The sequence below is a fragment of the Staphylococcus pasteuri genome, assembly GCF_003970495.1.
Lineage (GTDB): Bacteria > Bacillota > Bacilli > Staphylococcales > Staphylococcaceae > Staphylococcus > Staphylococcus pasteuri.
The window spans coordinates 38,406-57,253 of record NZ_RXWW01000038.1; the positions used below are offsets into that span (position 1 = coordinate 38,406).

Annotated in this window: 20 protein-coding genes, 2 tRNA genes and 1 pseudogene; 21 read left to right on the plus strand and 2 right to left on the minus strand. The window is 29.8% G+C overall.

Annotated elements, in window-relative coordinates; genetic code table 11:
* On the minus strand, positions 1–643 hold a 643-nt coding region (locus tag CD121_RS12400), incomplete at its 3' end, for a PLDc N-terminal domain-containing protein (protein WP_371683220.1).
* Positions 644–831: 188 nt separating this feature from the next.
* Here CD121_RS12400 and csoR point away from each other — a divergent pair.
* The 3 genes from csoR (at position 832) to CD121_RS06090 (ending at position 1,617) form a co-directional block, all read left to right on the plus strand.
* Complete coding sequence (csoR, locus tag CD121_RS06080) at positions 832–1,125, plus strand: copper-sensing transcriptional repressor CsoR (protein WP_017636753.1); 294 nt, start codon at positions 832–834, stop codon at positions 1,123–1,125.
* A gap of 10 nt (positions 1,126–1,135) precedes the next feature.
* A complete protein-coding gene (gene csoZ, locus CD121_RS06085; protein WP_017636752.1) occupies positions 1,136–1,342 on the plus strand; it encodes a putative copper chaperone CsoZ in 207 nt (68 codons plus the stop codon).
* Positions 1,343–1,479: 137 nt separating this feature from the next.
* The gene (locus CD121_RS06090) at positions 1,480–1,617 is read left to right on the plus strand and encodes an Lmo0850 family protein (RefSeq protein WP_017636751.1); all 138 of its coding nucleotides are present in this window, start codon (positions 1,480–1,482) and stop codon (positions 1,615–1,617) included.
* Between the two features lie 133 nt (positions 1,618–1,750).
* Here CD121_RS06090 and CD121_RS06095 read toward each other — a convergent pair whose 3' ends face one another.
* A complete protein-coding gene (locus CD121_RS06095) occupies positions 1,751–2,941 on the minus strand; it encodes an FtsW/RodA/SpoVE family cell cycle protein (RefSeq protein WP_017636750.1) in 1,191 nt (396 codons plus the stop codon).
* Between the two features lie 371 nt (positions 2,942–3,312).
* Here CD121_RS06095 and CD121_RS06100 point away from each other — a divergent pair, with 371 nt between their 5' ends.
* From CD121_RS06100 to CD121_RS06185, 18 genes and pseudogenes are all read left to right on the plus strand, one after another.
* Complete coding sequence (locus CD121_RS06100) at positions 3,313–4,383, plus strand: D-alanine--D-alanine ligase (RefSeq protein ID WP_126567641.1); 1,071 nt, start codon at positions 3,313–3,315, stop codon at positions 4,381–4,383.
* A gap of 15 nt (positions 4,384–4,398) precedes the next feature.
* The gene (locus CD121_RS06105; protein ID WP_126567642.1) at positions 4,399–5,760 is read left to right on the plus strand and encodes a UDP-N-acetylmuramoyl-tripeptide--D-alanyl-D-alanine ligase; all 1,362 of its coding nucleotides are present in this window, start codon (positions 4,399–4,401) and stop codon (positions 5,758–5,760) included.
* 300 nt (positions 5,761–6,060) lie between these two features.
* The gene (gene cshA / locus CD121_RS06110) at positions 6,061–7,590 is read left to right on the plus strand and encodes a degradosome RNA helicase CshA (protein WP_017636747.1); all 1,530 of its coding nucleotides are present in this window, start codon (positions 6,061–6,063) and stop codon (positions 7,588–7,590) included.
* A gap of 205 nt (positions 7,591–7,795) precedes the next feature.
* Positions 7,796–8,269 (plus strand): PH domain-containing protein, encoded by a 474-nt coding sequence (locus CD121_RS06115; RefSeq protein WP_029056193.1) that lies wholly within the window; start codon positions 7,796–7,798, stop codon positions 8,267–8,269.
* Positions 8,262–9,794 (plus strand): PH domain-containing protein, encoded by a 1,533-nt coding sequence (locus tag CD121_RS06120; RefSeq protein ID WP_126567643.1) that lies wholly within the window; start codon positions 8,262–8,264, stop codon positions 9,792–9,794. The genes CD121_RS06115 and CD121_RS06120 overlap by 8 nt, the downstream gene beginning before the upstream one ends.
* Positions 9,781–10,275, plus strand: coding sequence for a PH domain-containing protein (locus CD121_RS06125; RefSeq protein WP_046466913.1), 495 nt, complete (start codon positions 9,781–9,783; stop codon positions 10,273–10,275). Before CD121_RS06120 ends, CD121_RS06125 begins: the two co-directional genes overlap by 14 nt.
* 37 nt (positions 10,276–10,312) lie before the next feature.
* Entirely contained in the window at positions 10,313–10,690 is a 378-nt protein-coding gene (gene acpS, locus CD121_RS06130; RefSeq protein WP_046466914.1) for a holo-ACP synthase, read from the plus strand.
* A 48-nt stretch (positions 10,691–10,738) separates the two neighbouring features.
* On the plus strand, positions 10,739–11,887 hold the full coding sequence (alr, locus tag CD121_RS06135) for an alanine racemase (protein ID WP_046466915.1): 1,149 nt from the start codon (positions 10,739–10,741) through the stop codon (positions 11,885–11,887).
* 91 nt (positions 11,888–11,978) lie between these two features.
* Positions 11,979–12,149 (plus strand): type II toxin-antitoxin system antitoxin MazE, encoded by a 171-nt coding sequence (gene mazE / locus CD121_RS06140; protein ID WP_002451626.1) that lies wholly within the window; start codon positions 11,979–11,981, stop codon positions 12,147–12,149.
* Complete coding sequence (locus CD121_RS06145; RefSeq protein WP_017637331.1) at positions 12,146–12,508, plus strand: type II toxin-antitoxin system PemK/MazF family toxin; 363 nt, start codon at positions 12,146–12,148, stop codon at positions 12,506–12,508. The genes mazE and CD121_RS06145 overlap by 4 nt, the downstream gene beginning before the upstream one ends.
* A gap of 323 nt (positions 12,509–12,831) precedes the next feature.
* Positions 12,832–13,833 (plus strand): annotated as a pseudogene (locus CD121_RS06150) (SpoIIE family protein phosphatase).
* 94 nt (positions 13,834–13,927) lie between these two features.
* Positions 13,928–14,254, plus strand: coding sequence for an anti-sigma factor antagonist (locus CD121_RS06155; protein ID WP_029056199.1), 327 nt, complete (start codon positions 13,928–13,930; stop codon positions 14,252–14,254).
* 1 nt (position 14,255) lies between these two features.
* A complete protein-coding gene (gene rsbW / locus CD121_RS06160; protein ID WP_017637328.1) occupies positions 14,256–14,735 on the plus strand; it encodes an anti-sigma B factor RsbW in 480 nt (159 codons plus the stop codon).
* Positions 14,710–15,480 carry an RNA polymerase sigma factor SigB gene (gene sigB / locus CD121_RS06165; RefSeq protein WP_029056200.1) on the plus strand — a complete coding sequence of 257 codons (771 nt, stop codon included), beginning with the start codon at positions 14,710–14,712 and terminating at the stop codon, positions 15,478–15,480. Before rsbW ends, sigB begins: the two co-directional genes overlap by 26 nt.
* Positions 15,481–15,700: 220 nt before the next feature.
* Positions 15,701–17,851, plus strand: coding sequence for a Tex family protein (locus CD121_RS06170; RefSeq protein WP_126567644.1), 2,151 nt, complete (start codon positions 15,701–15,703; stop codon positions 17,849–17,851).
* On the plus strand, positions 17,844–18,302 hold the full coding sequence (locus tag CD121_RS06175; protein WP_029056202.1) for a SprT family protein: 459 nt from the start codon (positions 17,844–17,846) through the stop codon (positions 18,300–18,302). The genes CD121_RS06170 and CD121_RS06175 overlap by 8 nt, the downstream gene beginning before the upstream one ends.
* 283 nt (positions 18,303–18,585) lie before the next feature.
* Positions 18,586–18,671: transfer RNA gene (locus tag CD121_RS06180), tRNA-Leu, on the plus strand.
* Between the two features lie 16 nt (positions 18,672–18,687).
* Positions 18,688–18,761 (plus strand) — tRNA-Gly (locus CD121_RS06185).
* The last annotated feature ends 87 nt before the right edge of the window (positions 18,762–18,848 follow it).

The following is an 18,848-nucleotide window of genomic DNA, read 5'->3' on the forward strand; positions in this document are numbered from 1 at the left end:
CTACATGGCCACCTTTTTCTCTGAAAGACTTTAAATCTTTCTTTCTTAAATCTCTTGACCCCATATCGTCATACAGCATTTTAACTTCAATGCCAGATTCAACTTTATCTTCTAATGCTTTTAAAATCGTTTTACCTAATTCATCACTGTGAAAAATATAGTATTGTATATGTATATAGTCTTTAGCATTTTTAATATCTTCTAGTAGATCATCAAATTTTTGATTACCATCTGTATAAATTTCAACTTCATTATCTGTCGTTAAGAATGCGGCATTATTGTATAACAACATTTGAACCATTTCTTTAAATTTAACGATTTGGTGATTTCCTTTTGAAAAATCTTTATCTTTAATCGCTTCAAGTTGTTCATCCACAATCATTTCAAGTCCGACTTTATCTTCTTTATCTAATGTGAAAATATGGTCTCTTTGAATTTGACGTCCAAACAATAGATATAATATGAAACCTAATAGAGGCAAAAATACTAGAACTAATAACCAAGCCCATATTGAATTAGCAGTGCGTCTTTCCATAAATATAATTGTAAAAGCGAAGGCCAAATTTAATACAAATGCACCAATCAAAACAATATTAATAATGAGGTTAGATTGAGCAAGTGTCATAGTGAATATTTCGAACATAAAATGCCTCCTTATTGTTTTATATTTTTAGTAAAAATAAAATCTTTTAAAAAAGTTTTTAACTATATAATTGTACCATGAAGTCATATATTTATCATTATACTGTTGAGAGATTTGAAAGGGCTACAATTGACTAATTTGTTATAGAGAAGTAGGATAAAATGGAAATCATTTAAGAGGTGACGAAAGTGACAGAACAAGATCATGCACATCACTCAGAACAAATTAAAACAAATTTGAAATCGAGATTAAATAGAATTGAAGGACAAGTTCGTGCTATCAACCGAATGATAGAAGAAGATGTTTATTGTGATGATGTTTTAACACAAATTAGAGCAACACGTTCAGCTTTAAATAGTGTAGCTACTAAATTATTAGAACAACATATGAAGAGTTGTATAACTGAAAAAGTCAATAATGGTCATCAAGAAGAAGCCATGGAAGAGTTACTTGTAACTTTTCAAAAATTAATGAAAGATTGAGGGAAATAAAGTGCAACAAAAAATCGTTTATACTTCAGGAATCAAAACGACTGAACAAGCTAACAAAATGGAAACAATATTAAAGGAAATGATAGGTGTATATGATGCAAATGTAGATTTAAGCAATGGTCACATTTCAGTTGAATTTGAGACACCTGCTAATTTAAATAGTATCGAAAAAGAAATTTATGATTCTGGATTTAAAGTGCTTTATTAATCATTAGTATTATATATTAATATGACTAAGTTTAAGTTATAAAAGTTAAAGATTATAATAAATTTTTAAAATCATGTAGTAAAGTGATGTTGTTTGGGGTATGATGTATATGAAGTCAACCAAACGAGGTGTTATTAGTGAAGAATTCAGAGAAAATTCAAAATGTGGTTAATTTATTATCATCATTAGGTGTAAATATTAAAAAAACTAAATCTCGTTTAGACATTATTAATACATTGCCTGCAACAAAACAAATCAGTCACGAATGTAAATAAGTGAATTGGATTTAGGTCAGTAAGCGCATTTTAATTGTGAGATGAAGTCGTCATTGAAAATGGCGCCTTTTTTTGTTTAAAAATAGAGTCAGTCCTAGTTTATAGGATTTGACTCTATTTTTCGTATATTCAGTTACTTTTCAATGGATTGGTATTTTTTAGGTTCATGGTAATAGATAGCTAAAATAACACCAATACCTGTCATTAAACTCCAAAGTGAGCTACCACCATAACTTATAAATGGTAATGGGATACCAGTTATTGGAAGTAATTGAACCGTCATACCAATATTTTGTAATATATGGAATACGATTAAAGATACATATCCAATAATAAATACTTTGTTATATTGGTCATTAATTCGGCTAGCTAATCTAATTAAATGAAAAATTAACACTAAGAATAATAATATAAGTACAACTGAACCAATAAAGCCCATTTCTTCTCCAATTACTGAAAAAATAAAATCGGTATGGTTTTCAGGAATATAGACTTCACCATGATTATAACCTTTACCAAATAATTGACCTGAACCAATAGCTTTTAACGATTCAGTTAAATGATAACCATCTCCACTACTATATGAATAAGGATCTAACCATGAATTAATACGTCCCATTTGATACATCTTTATACCTAATAAATTTTCTATTAAAGAAGGTTTAAATATAATAGCAAGAATTACAGAAGCACCAATAACTATTGCTGAAATAAAGATAGGCGCTAGCAATCTCCAAGTGATTCCACTGACTAGCATGATGCCTGCAATAATTGCACAAATAACTAAAGTTGTACCTAAGTCATTTTGTAATAAAATCAATGCCATAGGAATAATCGATACACCTATGATTTTGAAAAATAACATTAAATCAGATTGAAATGACTTGTTAAACGTAAATTGGTTATGACGTGCTACTACTTTTGATAATGCTAATATAAGAATAATTTTCATGAATTCTGATGGTTGGATACTTATAGGTCCTAAACTATACCAACTTTTAGCGCCATTAATCACAGGTGTTATAGCTGTTTCGGGTAATATTAATAGACCTACCAGTAAAATACAGAAAATTGTGTAAAGCAAATATGTATAATTTCTTATTTTTTTAGGTGAAATGAACATAATGATTATAGCCATTATAGTACCTAAAATATAGTACATGATTTGTCTGATACTAAAGTTAGCACTATACTGTCCGCCGCCCATGGCAGAACTAATTAATACGACACTAAATATTGCTAACAATGTAATAATTGCTACTAATATCCAGTCTACTTTAAGTAGCCAATGTTTGTTAGGCTCTTGACGGGATGAATATTTCATATTTTACTCCTTTTATAACACGTTATAAGATAATTATTTTTGTCTCATCTAAGATGTAGGCATCAATATTTTATCCATATTTATATAACGATTTTACATGACTTTTTTGAAATTTGCTAGAATATCAAGTTTGAAAACGATTCCTTATTTTTGAAAAGTTAATGTGAAGTTTAGTTCAAGGTTTAGAAAGGTTATTTAATTCGTCAGAGATACTCGTTACATTATTATATTATAAAATGCAAAAGTCATAGCAAATATGATAATATTAAGTTTCAGAGAAGTGCATGTATAGACTAAATACATATAATTAAATAGTAAAAATTTTAAAATGATATAACGCTAAAGATGAGCGTTTATTGGAGGAAAACGAAATGACAAAAGAGAATATTTGTATCGTTTACGGAGGAAAAAGTGCAGAACACGATGTTTCTATTTTAACTGCCCAAAATGTATTAAATGCAATAGATAAAAATGAATATCAAGTAGATATTATTTATATAACAAATGATGGCGAATGGAAAAAACAAGATAAAATTACTCATCATATTGAATCAACTGATGAATTACGTATTAATGACATTCCAACAGGAGAAATTTCACAATTGTTAAGCAATGGTAGTTTAGGCAAATCATACGATGCTGTATTCCCATTATTACATGGACCTAATGGTGAAGATGGTACAATCCAAGGTTTATTTGAAGTACTGGATATTCCATATGTAGGTAATGGGGTATTAGCAGCTTCAAGTTCAATGGATAAATTAGTAATGAAACAATTATTTGAACATAGAGGTTTACCTCAATTACCATATATAAGTTTCTTAAGAAGTGAATACGAAAAATATGAAAATAATATTCTTAAATTAGTTAATGACAAATTAACTTACCCAGTATTTGTTAAGCCTGCAAACTTAGGATCAAGTGTTGGTATAAGCAAATGTAATAATGAAGAAGAATTAAAATCAGGTATTGAAGAAGCTTTCCAATTCGACCGTAAGTTAGTTATTGAACAAGGAATAGACGCAAGAGAAATTGAAGTAGCTGTTTTAGGTAATGACTATCCAGAAACTACTTGGCCTGGTGAAGTAGTTAAAGATGTTGCATTCTATGATTACAAATCAAAATACAAAGACGGTAAAATTCAATTACAAATCCCTGCTGACTTAGATCAAGATGTTCAAATGACATTAAGAAATATGGCTTTAGAAGCTTTTAAAGCAACTGATTGTTCAGGGTTAGTACGTGCGGATTTCTTTGTTACAAAAGACAATCAAATTTATATTAACGAAACAAACGCTATGCCAGGCTTTACTTCATTTAGTATGTATCCAAGTTTATGGGAGAATATGGGCTTATCTTATGCTGATTTAATTTCTAAATTAATAAGCTTAGCTAAAGAACGACACGAAGATAAAAAGAAAAATAAATATAAAATCGATTAAACGGAGTTGCTTTAGATGATAAACGTAACGTTAAAACAAATTAAAGAATGGATTGATTGTGATATAGATGAACAATATCTTGATCATTCTATTCATGGTGTCACTATAGATTCCAGAGCGATAAAAGAAGGTATGCTCTTTATACCTTTTAAAGGCGAAAATGTAGACGGTCATCGTTTCGTTGAACAAGCACTTAATGATGGTGCAGGTGCATCATTTTATCAAAAAGATGTTACACCGACTGAACAAGTAAATGGCCCAATTATTTGGGTTGAAGATACATTAAATGCATTACAAGATTTGGCTAAAGCTTATTTAAAACATGTAAATCCAAAAGTAATTGCAGTTACTGGTTCAAATGGTAAAACGACAACTAAAGACATGATAGAGAGTGTTTTAAATACAGAATATAAAGTGAAAAAGACACAAGGAAACTATAATAATGAAATTGGAATGCCTTTAACCATTTTAGATTTAGATATAGATACTGAAATTTCAATCTTAGAAATGGGCATGTCAGGTTTCCATGAAATAGAATTATTGTCTTCAATTGCAGAACCGGATATCGCAGTAATTACTAATATTGGGGAATCACATATGCAAGATTTAGGTTCTCGTGAAGGTATTGCTCAAGCTAAATCAGAAATTACTATTGGTCTTAAAGCACAAGGCACATTTATATATGATGGCGATGAACCGCTTTTAAAACCTCATGTTGATAAAATTAAACAAGCTAAATGTATAAGTATTGGTTTAGAACAAGATAATACATTAGTGTGTCAAGTTGATGATAACGTTTCAACTGAAGGTATTGCTTTTACAATAAATCAAGAACAACATTATGAATTACCCATTTTAGGTATTCATAATATGAAAAATGCAGCTATAGCAATTGCTGTAGGACATGAGTTAGGTTTATCCTATAACGTCATTCAAAACAATATAAAAAACGTTAAGTTAACTGGTATGAGAATGGAACGACATGAAACTGAGAACCATATAACTGTTATCAATGATGCTTATAATGCTAGCCCGACTAGTATGAAAGCAGCAATAGATACATTAAGTAATATGGAAGGCCGCAAATTGTTAGTATTAGGTGATGTTCTAGAATTAGGAGACAATAGTAAACAAATGCACGAAGAAGTTGGAAATTATTTACACGATAAAGATGTCAACCAATTATTTACGTTTGGTAAAGAAGCGGCATTTATTCATAGTGCAGGCAAACAATTTGTGGGCGAGGCTTATCATTATGAAGATAAAAATAAACTTATTTCTCATATTACTGATATCGTTCAACCAAATGATAAAGTTTTAATTAAAGGCTCAAGAGGCATGAAATTAGAAGATGTAGTCGATGCACTAATTAAATAAAAAGTATTACATTCCAATAGTAAGACATATGTTAATTTCTAAGTTAAATGGGAATAACATAGTAGTCTTACTATTTTTATTTAAAAAATAAAATATATTTATGGAACGCTTTCAATATATGCACGTCACCATTTTAAAAGGAAATGTTTCATAATTAAGAGTCATTATTCACCACTATATACCAACTGCTTTATTGCTATAATAAATGTTAGGTGGTACTATTAAGAAGTTGATAAAACATAAATGAACATATATGCAAATAAGTATATTGAGAAATAAACAGGTAAAAGGAGAATTATTTTGCAAAATTTTAAAGAACTAGGGATTTCGGATAAAACGGTTCAAACACTTGAATCAATGGGGTTTAAAGAGCCAACTCCTATCCAAAAAGATAGTATCCCTTATGCGTTAGAAGGATACGACATCCTTGGACAAGCCCAAACAGGTACTGGTAAAACGGGTGCGTTTGGAATACCTTTAATTGAAAAGGTAGTTGGAGAACAAGGTGTTCAATCATTAATTCTAGCGCCTACTAGAGAATTAGCGATGCAAGTTGCAGAGCAATTAAAAGTATTTAGTAAAGGTCAAAATGTACAAGTCGTTACAGTATTTGGTGGTATGCCAATCGAACGTCAAATTAAAGCACTAAAAAAAGGTCCACAAATTGTTGTTGGTACTCCAGGACGTGTTATTGACCATTTAAATAGACGTACATTAAAAACTAATGATATTCATACACTTATTTTGGATGAAGCTGATGAAATGATGAACATGGGATTCATCGACGATATGAGATTTATTATGGATAAAATTCCAGCTGAGCAACGTCAAACGATGCTATTCTCAGCAACAATGCCTAAAGCTATCCAAACTTTAGTACAACAATTTATGAAAACACCTAAAATTATTAAAACAATGAATAATGAAATGTCAGATCCTCAAATCGACGAATATTATACAATTGTTAAAGAATTAGAAAAATTCGATACTTTCACAAACTTCCTAGATGTACATCAACCAGAATTGGCAATTGTATTTGGACGTACAAAACGCCGTGTTGATGAATTAACAAGTGCATTATTATCTAAAGGATATAAAGCTGAAGGTTTACATGGTGATATTACTCAAGCTAAACGTTTAGAAGTATTGAAAAAATTCAAAAATGATCAAATCGACATCTTAGTTGCAACAGACGTAGCAGCGAGAGGATTAGATATTTCAGGCGTAAGTCACGTTTATAACTTCGATATTCCACAAGATACTGAAAGCTATACTCATAGAATCGGTCGTACAGGTCGTGCCGGAAAAGAAGGTATCGCTGTTACTTTTGTAAATCCAATTGAAATGGATTATATTCGTCAAATCGAAGATGCTAACAATAGAAGAATGAATGCTTTAAGACCACCTCACCGTAAAGAAGTCTTAAAAGCACGTGAAGATGACATCAAAGAAAAAGTTCAAAACTGGATGTCTAAAGAAAACGAACCACGTTTACAACGAATTTCAAGTGAATTACTTGAAGAGTATAACGATGTTGAACTAGTTGCATCATTATTACAAGAATTAGTTGAAGCAAACGATGAAGTAGAAGTTCAATTAACATTCGAAAAACCATTATCACGTAAAGGACGTAACTCTAAAGGAAATAATAATTCTAGAAGAGGCAATAATAAACGTGGTGGCGGTAAATTCGATAATAAAAATAGACGTTCATCAAAAGGTTTCTCTTCAAAGAAGAATAATAATAAAAAGTTTGATCGTAAAGATAAATCATCTCAAAACTCAAACAAAACAATGAAAGGTCGCACATTCGCTGACCATCAAAAATAAAAATTTATCAATACTCAATATATAATTTGTTTTCTAAAGAAGCACACAATTAATTTAAATTAATTGTGTGCTTCTTACTTTTGTCTTGGCGAAGAGAAAATAAAAGTAATTTTTAAGTGATGAACGTTAATAAAAATGAAGCGACATTTAGAAGAAAAATTGACTATGCTATAATGTGGTTAAAAATTATAAAGGAGCTAAATTAATGAATAGTACATTTCATAAAAGTCCAAAAAATGCTTTAACATACTACTTCTTAACAGCGGGACTCAGTTTTATTATTGAAATAATTATCTATGCTATTCTTTTTTATCTTTGGTATCAATTTAATTGGTGGCACTTTATTATATACATATACATAGTGTTATGGATCGTAAGTTTAATTAGATTGATTTCAAGTCCTTTACTTAAATACAATTATTTATTTTATAGAATTCAAAATAATGTCATAGAAGTTAAGTCAACTTTTTTCTTTAAACATCAAGATATTTCTAAAATTGAAAGACTACAATTTTTACAAATAAATACTAATCCTTTAGCGAGAAAGTTTAAAATTAATGAAATAACATTTGTTTCTGCTGGTCATAGTTTTGAACTTCCATTTGTATCCGAAGAAGAAGCAGAATTTATACAAGAACAGATATTTAGTCAATTGAGAGGAGCAGAATATGATGTATAGTCCGCAAAAATTGCATCCGATATCATATGTTTCCGGATTGATAGAAGCTTTCAAACAAAATTTTATAGTTATCATTATCTTTTTAGTTTTTAATTTTAAAGATTTTGATTTTACTAATTTACGTGAATATATTGTTCCCGCATTATTAACTATCTTTTTCTTAATATCGTTTATTGGTCAAATTTTAAAAGTATATAATACTCGGTATTGGATAGAGAACAATCATTTCATATTGACTACAGGAATATTTAATAAAGAACGTAAAGAATTAGATATAAGTCGTATTCAATCTGTAGACACTTCTCAAGATATAATTAATCAGATTGTTGGTGGTGTGCAGTTACAGATAAAAACGCCTAGTGATGGTTTAGAACTTTCAACCATCTCAAAAACACAAAGTATTGAAATAGAAAACACAATTAAAGACATACAAAATCAATTAAGTAATAATGATGAAAAGGATGTTAATCTTGATTCTTATTTAAATGTGGATTCAAGCGTCGATAACATTCAAGGGAATTTTGAAAATGATATGCCAGGTCAACGAAAACGCGTGTTTAAATTATCATTTAAAAATTTAATATTAATGTCTTTATCAAGCGGAGCTATAGGAGTTGCATTAGCGACTATTTCACCAATTGTAGGTAGTTTTTCTAATCTTATTCCATGGAATAGAATTACAAATGAATTATTCAGTTTTGCTAATGCTATAGCGATTGTAATAAGCATAGTAGTAGGATTGATTTTGATATTAAGTTACATAGTGGGGGCATTAATCAATTTAATTAGATATTATGGTTACACCATGACACAAGAAGGACATCAATTAAAAATTCAATATGGATTATTAACAAAAAAGAATATAACTGTACCTACAAATCGCATACAAGCTGTTATTGAACGTCAATCTTATATTAGAAAATTATTCGGTTTTACAGCTATACACGTATTAATAACTAGTGATATTGATGAAAAACTTGAAGACGACACTAGTAGTGATGGTGAAATAATGATCATTCCTTTTATAAAGCGCAAAATGGCTTATGAGATTATTCATGATTTAATACCTGAAATGGCGTTTAAAACTGCAAAATTAGGTATGCCATGGAAAGGATTTCATAGACATTTCTTAATTCCATCTATCATATTAGTTATCATTGGGATAATAGGCAGTTACTTTTGGTCTGCATGGTCATTTTTCTTTATAGGTATTATCATTATAGCTTTAATTATACAAGCTTTAATTTATATTAAATTATCAGGCTTAAAGCTTAAAAATGATGAATTAACAATTCAAAAATCAAATTTATTCAGTATCAAAAGATATTATGTAAAATATGACAAAATCATTGGTATGGAAATTGATGCACATCCACTTTTAATTAGAAATCAACTTGGCAATTTTGCATTTTTAATTGCAAAAGGAGCCAGTCATCAATCAATAGGGTTAAAATTTAAGGATGAAAAAACAATTAAATATCTAAAATCTTGGTATGTAGGAGGTGACCAACATGTCGAATTATAATTATATGGATGATAAAGCTAAAAAAGTGATGATAATGGCTAATCTAATATGGTTAAGTATACTCTTTGTTATTCTCATTATTACTTTAGTTTTAAACTGGAAATTCTTTCATATATCAGACTCTTGGTCACTAATAATTGGAGAAATTGTATTGTTTATTATATGTTGTATTTTAGCATTGATAATCATTCCTATATTTAGATATAAAAACTTTAGATATAAAATTGATGAAAATGAAATCCATGTTAGAACAGGTATATTTTTCATAAATACGAATATCATTCCTTTCTTTAGAATTCAGAATATTGATGTTAATGAAGGTTTAATAATGAGGAAATATAACCTTGCAACAATTACTTTATCAACAGCTGGTGGCAATTCTGAAATGTCTTTAATAAATATTAAGAATGCTCAGCAAATAAAACGATTAATTAAAGAAAGACGAAATAATCAAAATAATAATCAATATGATGTAAAATAAAAAAGTAATGTAGCATCTAAAATAATGAGGCGGAAAAATGATATATGGAATAGGTGTAGATTTAATAGAGATAGAAAGAATTAGAAAAGTATATAATAAACAAAAGATGAAATTTGTGGAAAGAATTCTTTCAGAAGATGAATTAATGACGTTTAATCAATTCACACAGGAAAAACGTAAAATAGAATATTTAGCTGGAAGATTTTCAACTAAAGAAGCGTTTAGTAAAGCGCTAGGAACTGGTTTAGGGAAAACAATAGCTTTTAATGATATCAATTGTTATAACAATAACTTAGGTAAACCGTGTATTGATTACAAGGGTTTTCGAGTTCATGTCAGTATTACTCACACTGATAATTATGCAATGAGCCAAGTGTTATTAGAACAATTAGATGATAATAAACAATTCAAATAGGTGAAGTTTTGAAATGAGTTGTTAGGCTTTAAAGGAGGAAATAAGATTATGTCAGAAAAATTTTATAGATCGACATATTTAAATATAGACTTGAATGCAATCTTATCCAATTATCAGACTTTTGATAAATTGCATGCTAATAAAACTGTTATCTCAGTAATTAAAGCTAATGGATATGGTTTAGGAAGTGTTAAAATCGCTCAACATTTAATGGAGCATGGTGCTTCTTTCTTTGCAGTAGCAACCTTAGATGAAGCAATCGAACTACGTATGCATGGTATTAAAGCTAAAATCTTAATATTAGGGGTTATTCCACCTACAGATATTAATAAAGCTATACAACATCGTGTTGCATTGACTGTTCCATCGAAAGCATGGTTAAAAGAATCAATTAAGAATATTTCTGATGAAAATGACAAAGCGTTATGGCTGCATTTAAAACTTGATACTGGTATGGGCAGATTAGGAATGAAAGATGTAGAAGAGTATCAAGAAGTCGTAGATATTATTAGTAAATATGAAGATTTAGTGTTCGAAGGCGTTTATACACATTTTGCTAGTGCTGATGAACCTGGTGATTCTATGGCTAACCAATACCAACTGTTTCAAAATATAGTTAATCAGGTCGACAAACCACCATATATTCATGCTCAAAATTCTGCTGGTTCATTATTAATGGATGGACAATTTTGTAATGCCATTCGTCTAGGTATATCACTTTATGGATACTATCCATCCGAATATGTAAGTCAAAATGTTAAAGTTCATCTAAAGCCAAGTACACAATTAGTCAGTGAAATTGTTCAAACAAAAACATTAAATGAAGGTGAATCTGTTAGTTACGGCAGCACATTTACTGCAACCGAGCCAACAAGAATTGCTATTTTACCTATAGGATATGCAGATGGTTATTTACGTTCAATGCAAGGAGCTTTCGTCAACGTTAATGGGAATCAATGTGAAGTGATTGGTAGAGTCTGTATGGATCAAACAATTGTAAAAGTCCCAGACACAGTTAAAGTTGGTGATAAAGTTATATTATTAGATAATCATTCAGATACGAATCAATCTGTTGAAGCATTAGCTAAGAAACAAGATACGATTAATTATGAAGTCTTATGTAATTTATCAAGAAGATTGCCACGTATTTATTATGAAAATGATAATACTGAGATAACTAATGAATTATTAAAATAAGTATAGTCACTGTTTTCAAAATTTGTTATTATTAAGATAAATCAATAAACCTTAAAAAACGCTACTTTTGAAACCAATGGAGGTTCTTTGTATGTTATCTTTTAATCAAAATAGAAGTTACAGTTTAGAGCAATCTTTAAAAGAAGGTTATGCACAAATGGCTGATTTAAATCTCTCCCTAGCAACCGAAGCTTTTCCAATTGAATGTGAAGCGTGCGATTGCAATGAAACATATTTAACTTCTAACGCTAAGAATGAATGATTAGAAGAGGAGATGTTTATCTAGCAGATTTATCACCTGTTCAAGGGTCCGAACAAGGGGGAGTAAGACCCGTCGTTATTATTCAAAATGACACAGGTAATAAATATAGTCCAACAGTAATTGTTGCAGCAATTACTGGAAGGATTAACAAAGCTAAGATACCCACACATGTAGAAATAGAAAAGAAGAAGTATAAACTTGATAAAGATTCTGTAATCTTACTTGAACAAATTCGAACGTTAGATAAAAATCGTTTGAAAGAAAAGCTCACATATTTGTCAGAAAACAAAATGAAAGAAGTAGATTACGCCCTAGACATCAGTCTAGGTTTACATAATTTTAATCATCCAAAGACTTAAATTATTGTATGTATTTAACAAATACAAATAAAATAATGAAATAAAAGACAATAACTTTATAATAATTATAACTGCATGAATGTTTAACTAATTAATTTATTTTAATTGTTAAACCATGCATTTTTAACATATTAAGAGCAATGATAGTTATTTCGAAGGACTATTTATTATAAAAGGATGTCTTAAGTTTAGTTATATGGCTTTAGGTATTCCACTCCTAAAGTCTTTTTTAGATAGTTAACAAAACTGTGTAATGCTATTAAAAAACATAAATGTAGCGATTGGGAAACAAGTATTAATGTTGTAGTTAGGAGGCAAAAATCGTGGAAGAATTTAAAAAAGATTATAAAAAATTGATAGATGAAAGCTTAAGCACGAATAACAAAACACAATTAATAAAGAAGTGTGAAGAATTCACTAATGAAGTTATAAAAAAAGATATTTTGCCAGAAGATATTGTTGAAATACATAAAAATTATATTTCTTCATTAGACATAGCTGAACATGAGGCACTTAACACATTAGATGTTTTACAGGAAGTTGTTAAAGGATTTGGATATAGTTATAGAGACTATCAAAAATTAGTCAATAAACTACAATACCACGATAAAGAAATTGATTTAGCTTCTAGACTACAACAAACTATGTTAAAAACAGATATTCCTCAGTTTGATAGTATACAAATTGGCGTTATTTCAGTTGCTGCTCAAAAAGTAAGTGGAGATTATTTTAACTTAATTGATCATAATGATGGAACTATGAGTTTTGCCGTTGCAGATGTCATTGGGAAGGGAATTCCAGCTGCATTAGCTATGAGTATGATTAAATTTGGTATGGATTCTTATGGACATTCACAATTACCAAGTGAAGGTTTAAAGCGACTTAACCGTGTTGTTGAAAAAAACGTAAATCAAAATATGTTCGTTACAATGTTCTATGGTTTATATGAAGAAATGAACCATTTATAATATTGTAGTTCAGCTGGACATGAACCTGGATACGTTTATCGTGCTGAAACTGAAGAATTTCAAGAAATAGAAGTAAGAGGACGCGTGTTAGGTATTAGTCAACAAACACGGTATAGCCAACAAGAAATTCCTATTTATATTGATGATTTAGTAATAATTCTTACGGATGGCGTAACTGAAGCTAGAAATAAAGAAGGCGAATTTATAAAAAAAGAGACATTATTGAATCTTATTAAAAAATATAAGCATATGCACCCACAGGACATAGTTCAAATTATTTATGAAGCTATTTTAAAAGTACAAAATCCTCATAAAAAAGATGATATGACCATATTGATTATAAAACGAGTGAATTAAACTTTAATTTATGATTAAGGAATTATGACAATGGGTATAATTATTCTTGAATAGTAAACTAGAAGAATCGAAATACAATTAGGAGTGTAATTAAATGAATCTTAATATTGAAACTGTCACACATGATACATATTATGAAGTTAAAGTTGGCGGAGAACTTGATGTTTATACAGTACCTGAACTAGAAGAGGTACTTGTGCCAATGAGACAAGAAGGTACACATGACATCCATGTAAATTTAGCAAATGTAAGCTATATGGACTCAACAGGTTTAGGTCTATTTGTAGGAACACTAAAAGCATTAAATCAAAACGATAAAGAGCTTTATATCTTAGGAGTATCTGACCGTATTGGAAGACTCTTTGATATTACTGGATTAAAAGATTTAATGCATGTTAATGAAGGAACGGAGGTAGAGTAACATGCAATCTAAACAAGATTATATTGAAATGCGGTTACCAGCTTCTGCCGAATATGTAAGTTTAATTAGATTAACACTGTCTGGTGTGTTTACCAGAGCAGGTGCATCATATGATGATATAGAAGATTCAAAAATTGCGGTTAGTGAAGCTGTAACTAATGCAGTAAAACATGCTTATAAACATAATCCTGAAACAGGCATGATTAATTTGTGCTTTGAAGTATTTGACGATAAAATTAAAATTGTTATTTCAGATCAAGGTGAAAGTTTTGATTATGAAACTACTAAGTCTAACTTAGGACCATACGATAATAACGAAAATGTAGATTTCTTACGTGAAGGCGGATTAGGTTTATTCTTAATTGAATCCCTTATGGATGAGGTTACTGTTTACAAAGAATCTGGTGTTACGATAAGTATGACTAAGTATATTAAAAAAGAGCAGGTGCGAAATAATGACGAAAGAGTCGAAATCAGTTAATGATGTATCACCTGAACAGATTAACCAATGGATTAAAGAACACCAAGAAGACCAAAGTAGTGGCGCTCAAGATAAATTAGTTCGTCATTACCGAAAACTAATTGAATCATTAGCTTATAAATACTCTAAAGGTCAATCACATCATGAAGATTTAGTTCAAGTGGGAATGGTTGGTTTAATAGGTGCTATAAATAGATTTGATTTGTCATTTGATCGAAAATTTGAAGCATTCCTAGTGCCAACAGTTATTGGTGAAATTAAAAGATATTTGAGAGACAAAACATGGAGTGTTCATGTTCCAAGACGTATAAAAGAAATTGGTCCTCGTATAAAGAAGGTTAGTGATGAACTTACAAATGAATTAGAACGCTCACCATCAATTAGTGAGATTGCTGAACGTTTAGAAGTTACTGATGAAGAAGTTCTTGAAGCTATGGAAATGGGCCAAAGTTATAATGCGCTAAGTGTAGATCATTCAATCGAAGCAGATAAAGATGGTTCAACAGTTACATTGTTGGATATTATGGGTCAACAAGATGATAATTATGACCTTACTGAAAAACGAATGATTCTAGAAAGAATTCTACCAATATTATCAGATAGAGAAAAAGAAATCATACAATGTACGTTTATCGAAGGTCTTAGTCAAAAAGAAACTGGTGAACGTATAGGTCTGAGCCAAATGCATGTATCACGATTACAACGTACTGCAATCAAAAAGTTGCAAGAAGCAGCTAATCAGTAAATAATTAAATTTAAAATATTATAACAAAAATGAGGTTATTATTTTTTCAGTAAAATGTAGATACTAAATGAGTACTATATTTATGAAGAAGTAGTAATCTTATTTTAATTTAAACAAGGTTTTAAAAAGAATTTTATTAATGAAACCTATCTAAGCAATATGAAATTAACGGATTATGTTAAAATAAAAAAATAAATTAAAGAAAAAGTGTGGTAGAACAATGGACAATCATTTAATTAAATCAATCATCGAAAAGTACAATTTTTCTGAAAAACAAATTACATCAGTACTAAAATTATTAGAGGATAAAAATACTGTTCCTTTCATAGCAAGATACCGTAAAGAACAAACAGGTGGCTTGGATGAAGTTGAAATCAAACAAATTTCAGATGAATATCAATACATGGTTAACTTACAAAAGAGAAAAGAAGAAGTCATTCATAGTATCGAACAACAAGGCATGCTATCTGATGAACTGAAAAATGATATTCTAAAACAAACAAAATTGCAACGTGTAGAAGATTTATATAGACCATATAAGCAAAAGAAAAAAACACGTGCTACTGAAGCTAAAAGAAAAGGATTGGAACCTTTTGCTACTTGGCTTTTACAACCTCAACTTGACGAAGCGGTTGAAGCTAAAGCTAAAATTTACATTAATGAAGAAGTTGAAAGTATTGACGAGGCAATTCAAGGGGCACAAGATATTATTGCTGAACAAATTTCTGACAACCCCAAATATCGTTCAAGAATCTTGAAAAATGTTTATCACCAAGGTCAAATAGTTACTACTAAGAAGAAAAAAGCTGAAGATGAAAAAGAAATTTTCGCTATGTACTATGATTATGCTGAACCTATTAAAAAAATGGCTAATCATAGGGTATTAGCAGTTAATAGAGGCGAGAAAGAAAAAGTATTAACTGTAAAAATTGAATTTGATACTACGCAAGTAGAAAAAGATATCGAAAAACAAGAAATTAAAAAAGAAACTGAAGCTACATATATTGTTAAAGATGCAATCAAAGATAGCTTAAAAAGGTTAATTATGCCTTCGATAGAAAGAGAAATAAGAGGCGATTTAACTGAAAAGGCTGAAAATCATGCCATTGATGTGTTTAGTGAAAATTTAAGAAATTTACTTTTACAACCACCTATGAAAGGTAAACAAATATTAGGTGTGGATCCAGCGTTTAGAACTGGTTGTAAATTAGCGGTGATTAACCCTTATGGTACTTTTGTAGCTAAAAATGTGATATACCCTCACCCACCTGTAAATAAATTAGATAATGCTGAAAAAGTAATCGTTAAGATGATTAATGATTATAGTGTTCAACTTATTGCAATTGGAAATGGTACAGCTAGTAGAGAAACAGAACAATTTATAGCTAATGTTATACAAAAATATAAATTGAATGTTCAATTCATAATAGTAAATGAAGCGGGTGCATCAGTTTATTCTGCTTCTGAAATTGCAAGAGCTGAATTTCCTGATTTCCAAGTTGAAGAAAGAAGTGCAGTATCAATCGGAAGAAGGGTTCAAGATCCGTTAAGTGAACTTGTTAAAATTGACCCTAAATCAATTGGTGTAGGTCAGTATCAACACGATGTTAACCAAAAAGAACTAGAAAAAGCATTAACATTTGTAGTAGAAACAGCGGTTAACCAAGTAGGAGTGGATGTAAATACAGCATCTCGTTCATTATTACAATATGTATCTGGTCTGACTTCACAAATAGCACAAAATATTATTGAATATAGAGAAGAAAATGGAGCTATCAAGCACCATAAAGAGATTGCAAAAGTAAAAAGACTAGGCGCAAAAACTTTAGAACAAAGTATTGGATTTTTGAGAATAGTTGATGGTACAGAACCGTTAGATAATACATCTATTCACCCTGAAAGCTACAATGCAACATATGAGTTACTTAAACAATTAAATCTAAAAGTTGAGGATTTAGGTAACGATACATTAAAAAATAAACTAGATTCGGTTAATATAAAAGAATTGGCTGAAGAACTTAATATAGGTGAGCCAACACTCGAAGATATTATAAATTCTCTAAAAGCACCTAATAGAGATCCACGTGATGAATTTGAAACACCAATATTAAAATCCGATGTACTATCTATTGAAGACTTAAAAGAAGGTATGAAACTTAGTGGTACCGTTAGGAATGTTGTGGATTTTGGAGCATTTGTAGATATTGGAGTAAAACAGGATGGACTCGTTCACGTTTCAAAACTATCTAAAAGGTTTGTAAAAAATCCTATGGATATAGTTAGTGTTGGGGATATAGTTGAAGTTTGGATATTGAGCATTGATAAACAAAAGGATAAAGTTGCATTGACAATGATTAACCCAAATGAATAATCAAGAACTAAAAAACTTAGTGTGTGAAATATCCATTGAATATTTTAAAATTCCTTTTCAACATGATGCATACTTTAATAGTCGACTAAGAACTACTGGCGGCAGATATATGTTAAAATCTCATAACATTGAAGTTAATCCTAAGCAATATGAAAAATATGGAAAGAAAGCAATTATTGATATAATAAAACATGAATTATGCCATTATCATTTACATTTAACTGGAAAAGGTTATAAACATAGAGATAGTGACTTTAAAGTTTTGAGTAGTAAAGTAGGGGCACCAAGATTTTGTACACCTACAAAATCTTATAAAGAAAGAGCTAATTATATATATTCATGTAAAAATTGTTTTACAAAATATTTAAGAATTAGGAAAGTAGATGTAAATAAAATGAGATGTGGAAAATGTGGAGGAAAATTAAAACTATCTGATCACATTTCTAAATGAGTTACAAATATCTAAATGCAAATTAATAGTATCAAATATAACAAGGAGTACTATGGTTAATATATTGCTATAGTACTCTTTTTGAAATTTTAATAATTTTTATTATTGACATAGTCTTTACAATGATTTATTATAAATAACGTTGCGTTAACAAAACACATCACTTTATAAGTTAATTAAGATTATTAATTTAATATTAAAAACTTGTTGACATAACATTTCAAATGTTTTACAATGTATTATGTTATTAAAAAGTAGTTCGATATTTTAAAGCGTTTTGCCAGCGGTCGTGGCGGAATGGCAGACGCGCTAGGTTGAGGGCCTAGTGGGAGAAATCCCGTGGAGGTTCAAGTCCTCTCGGCCGCACCAAATAACTTAATTATATGCGGGTGTAGTTTAATGGCAAAACCTCAGCCTTCCAAGCTGATGTTGTGGGTTCGATTCCCATCACCCGCTCCATTATTTACTAAAATGAACATTGAAAACTGAATGACAATATGTCAACGTTAATTCCAATAATGTAACGAAAGTTACAACAATTAATTT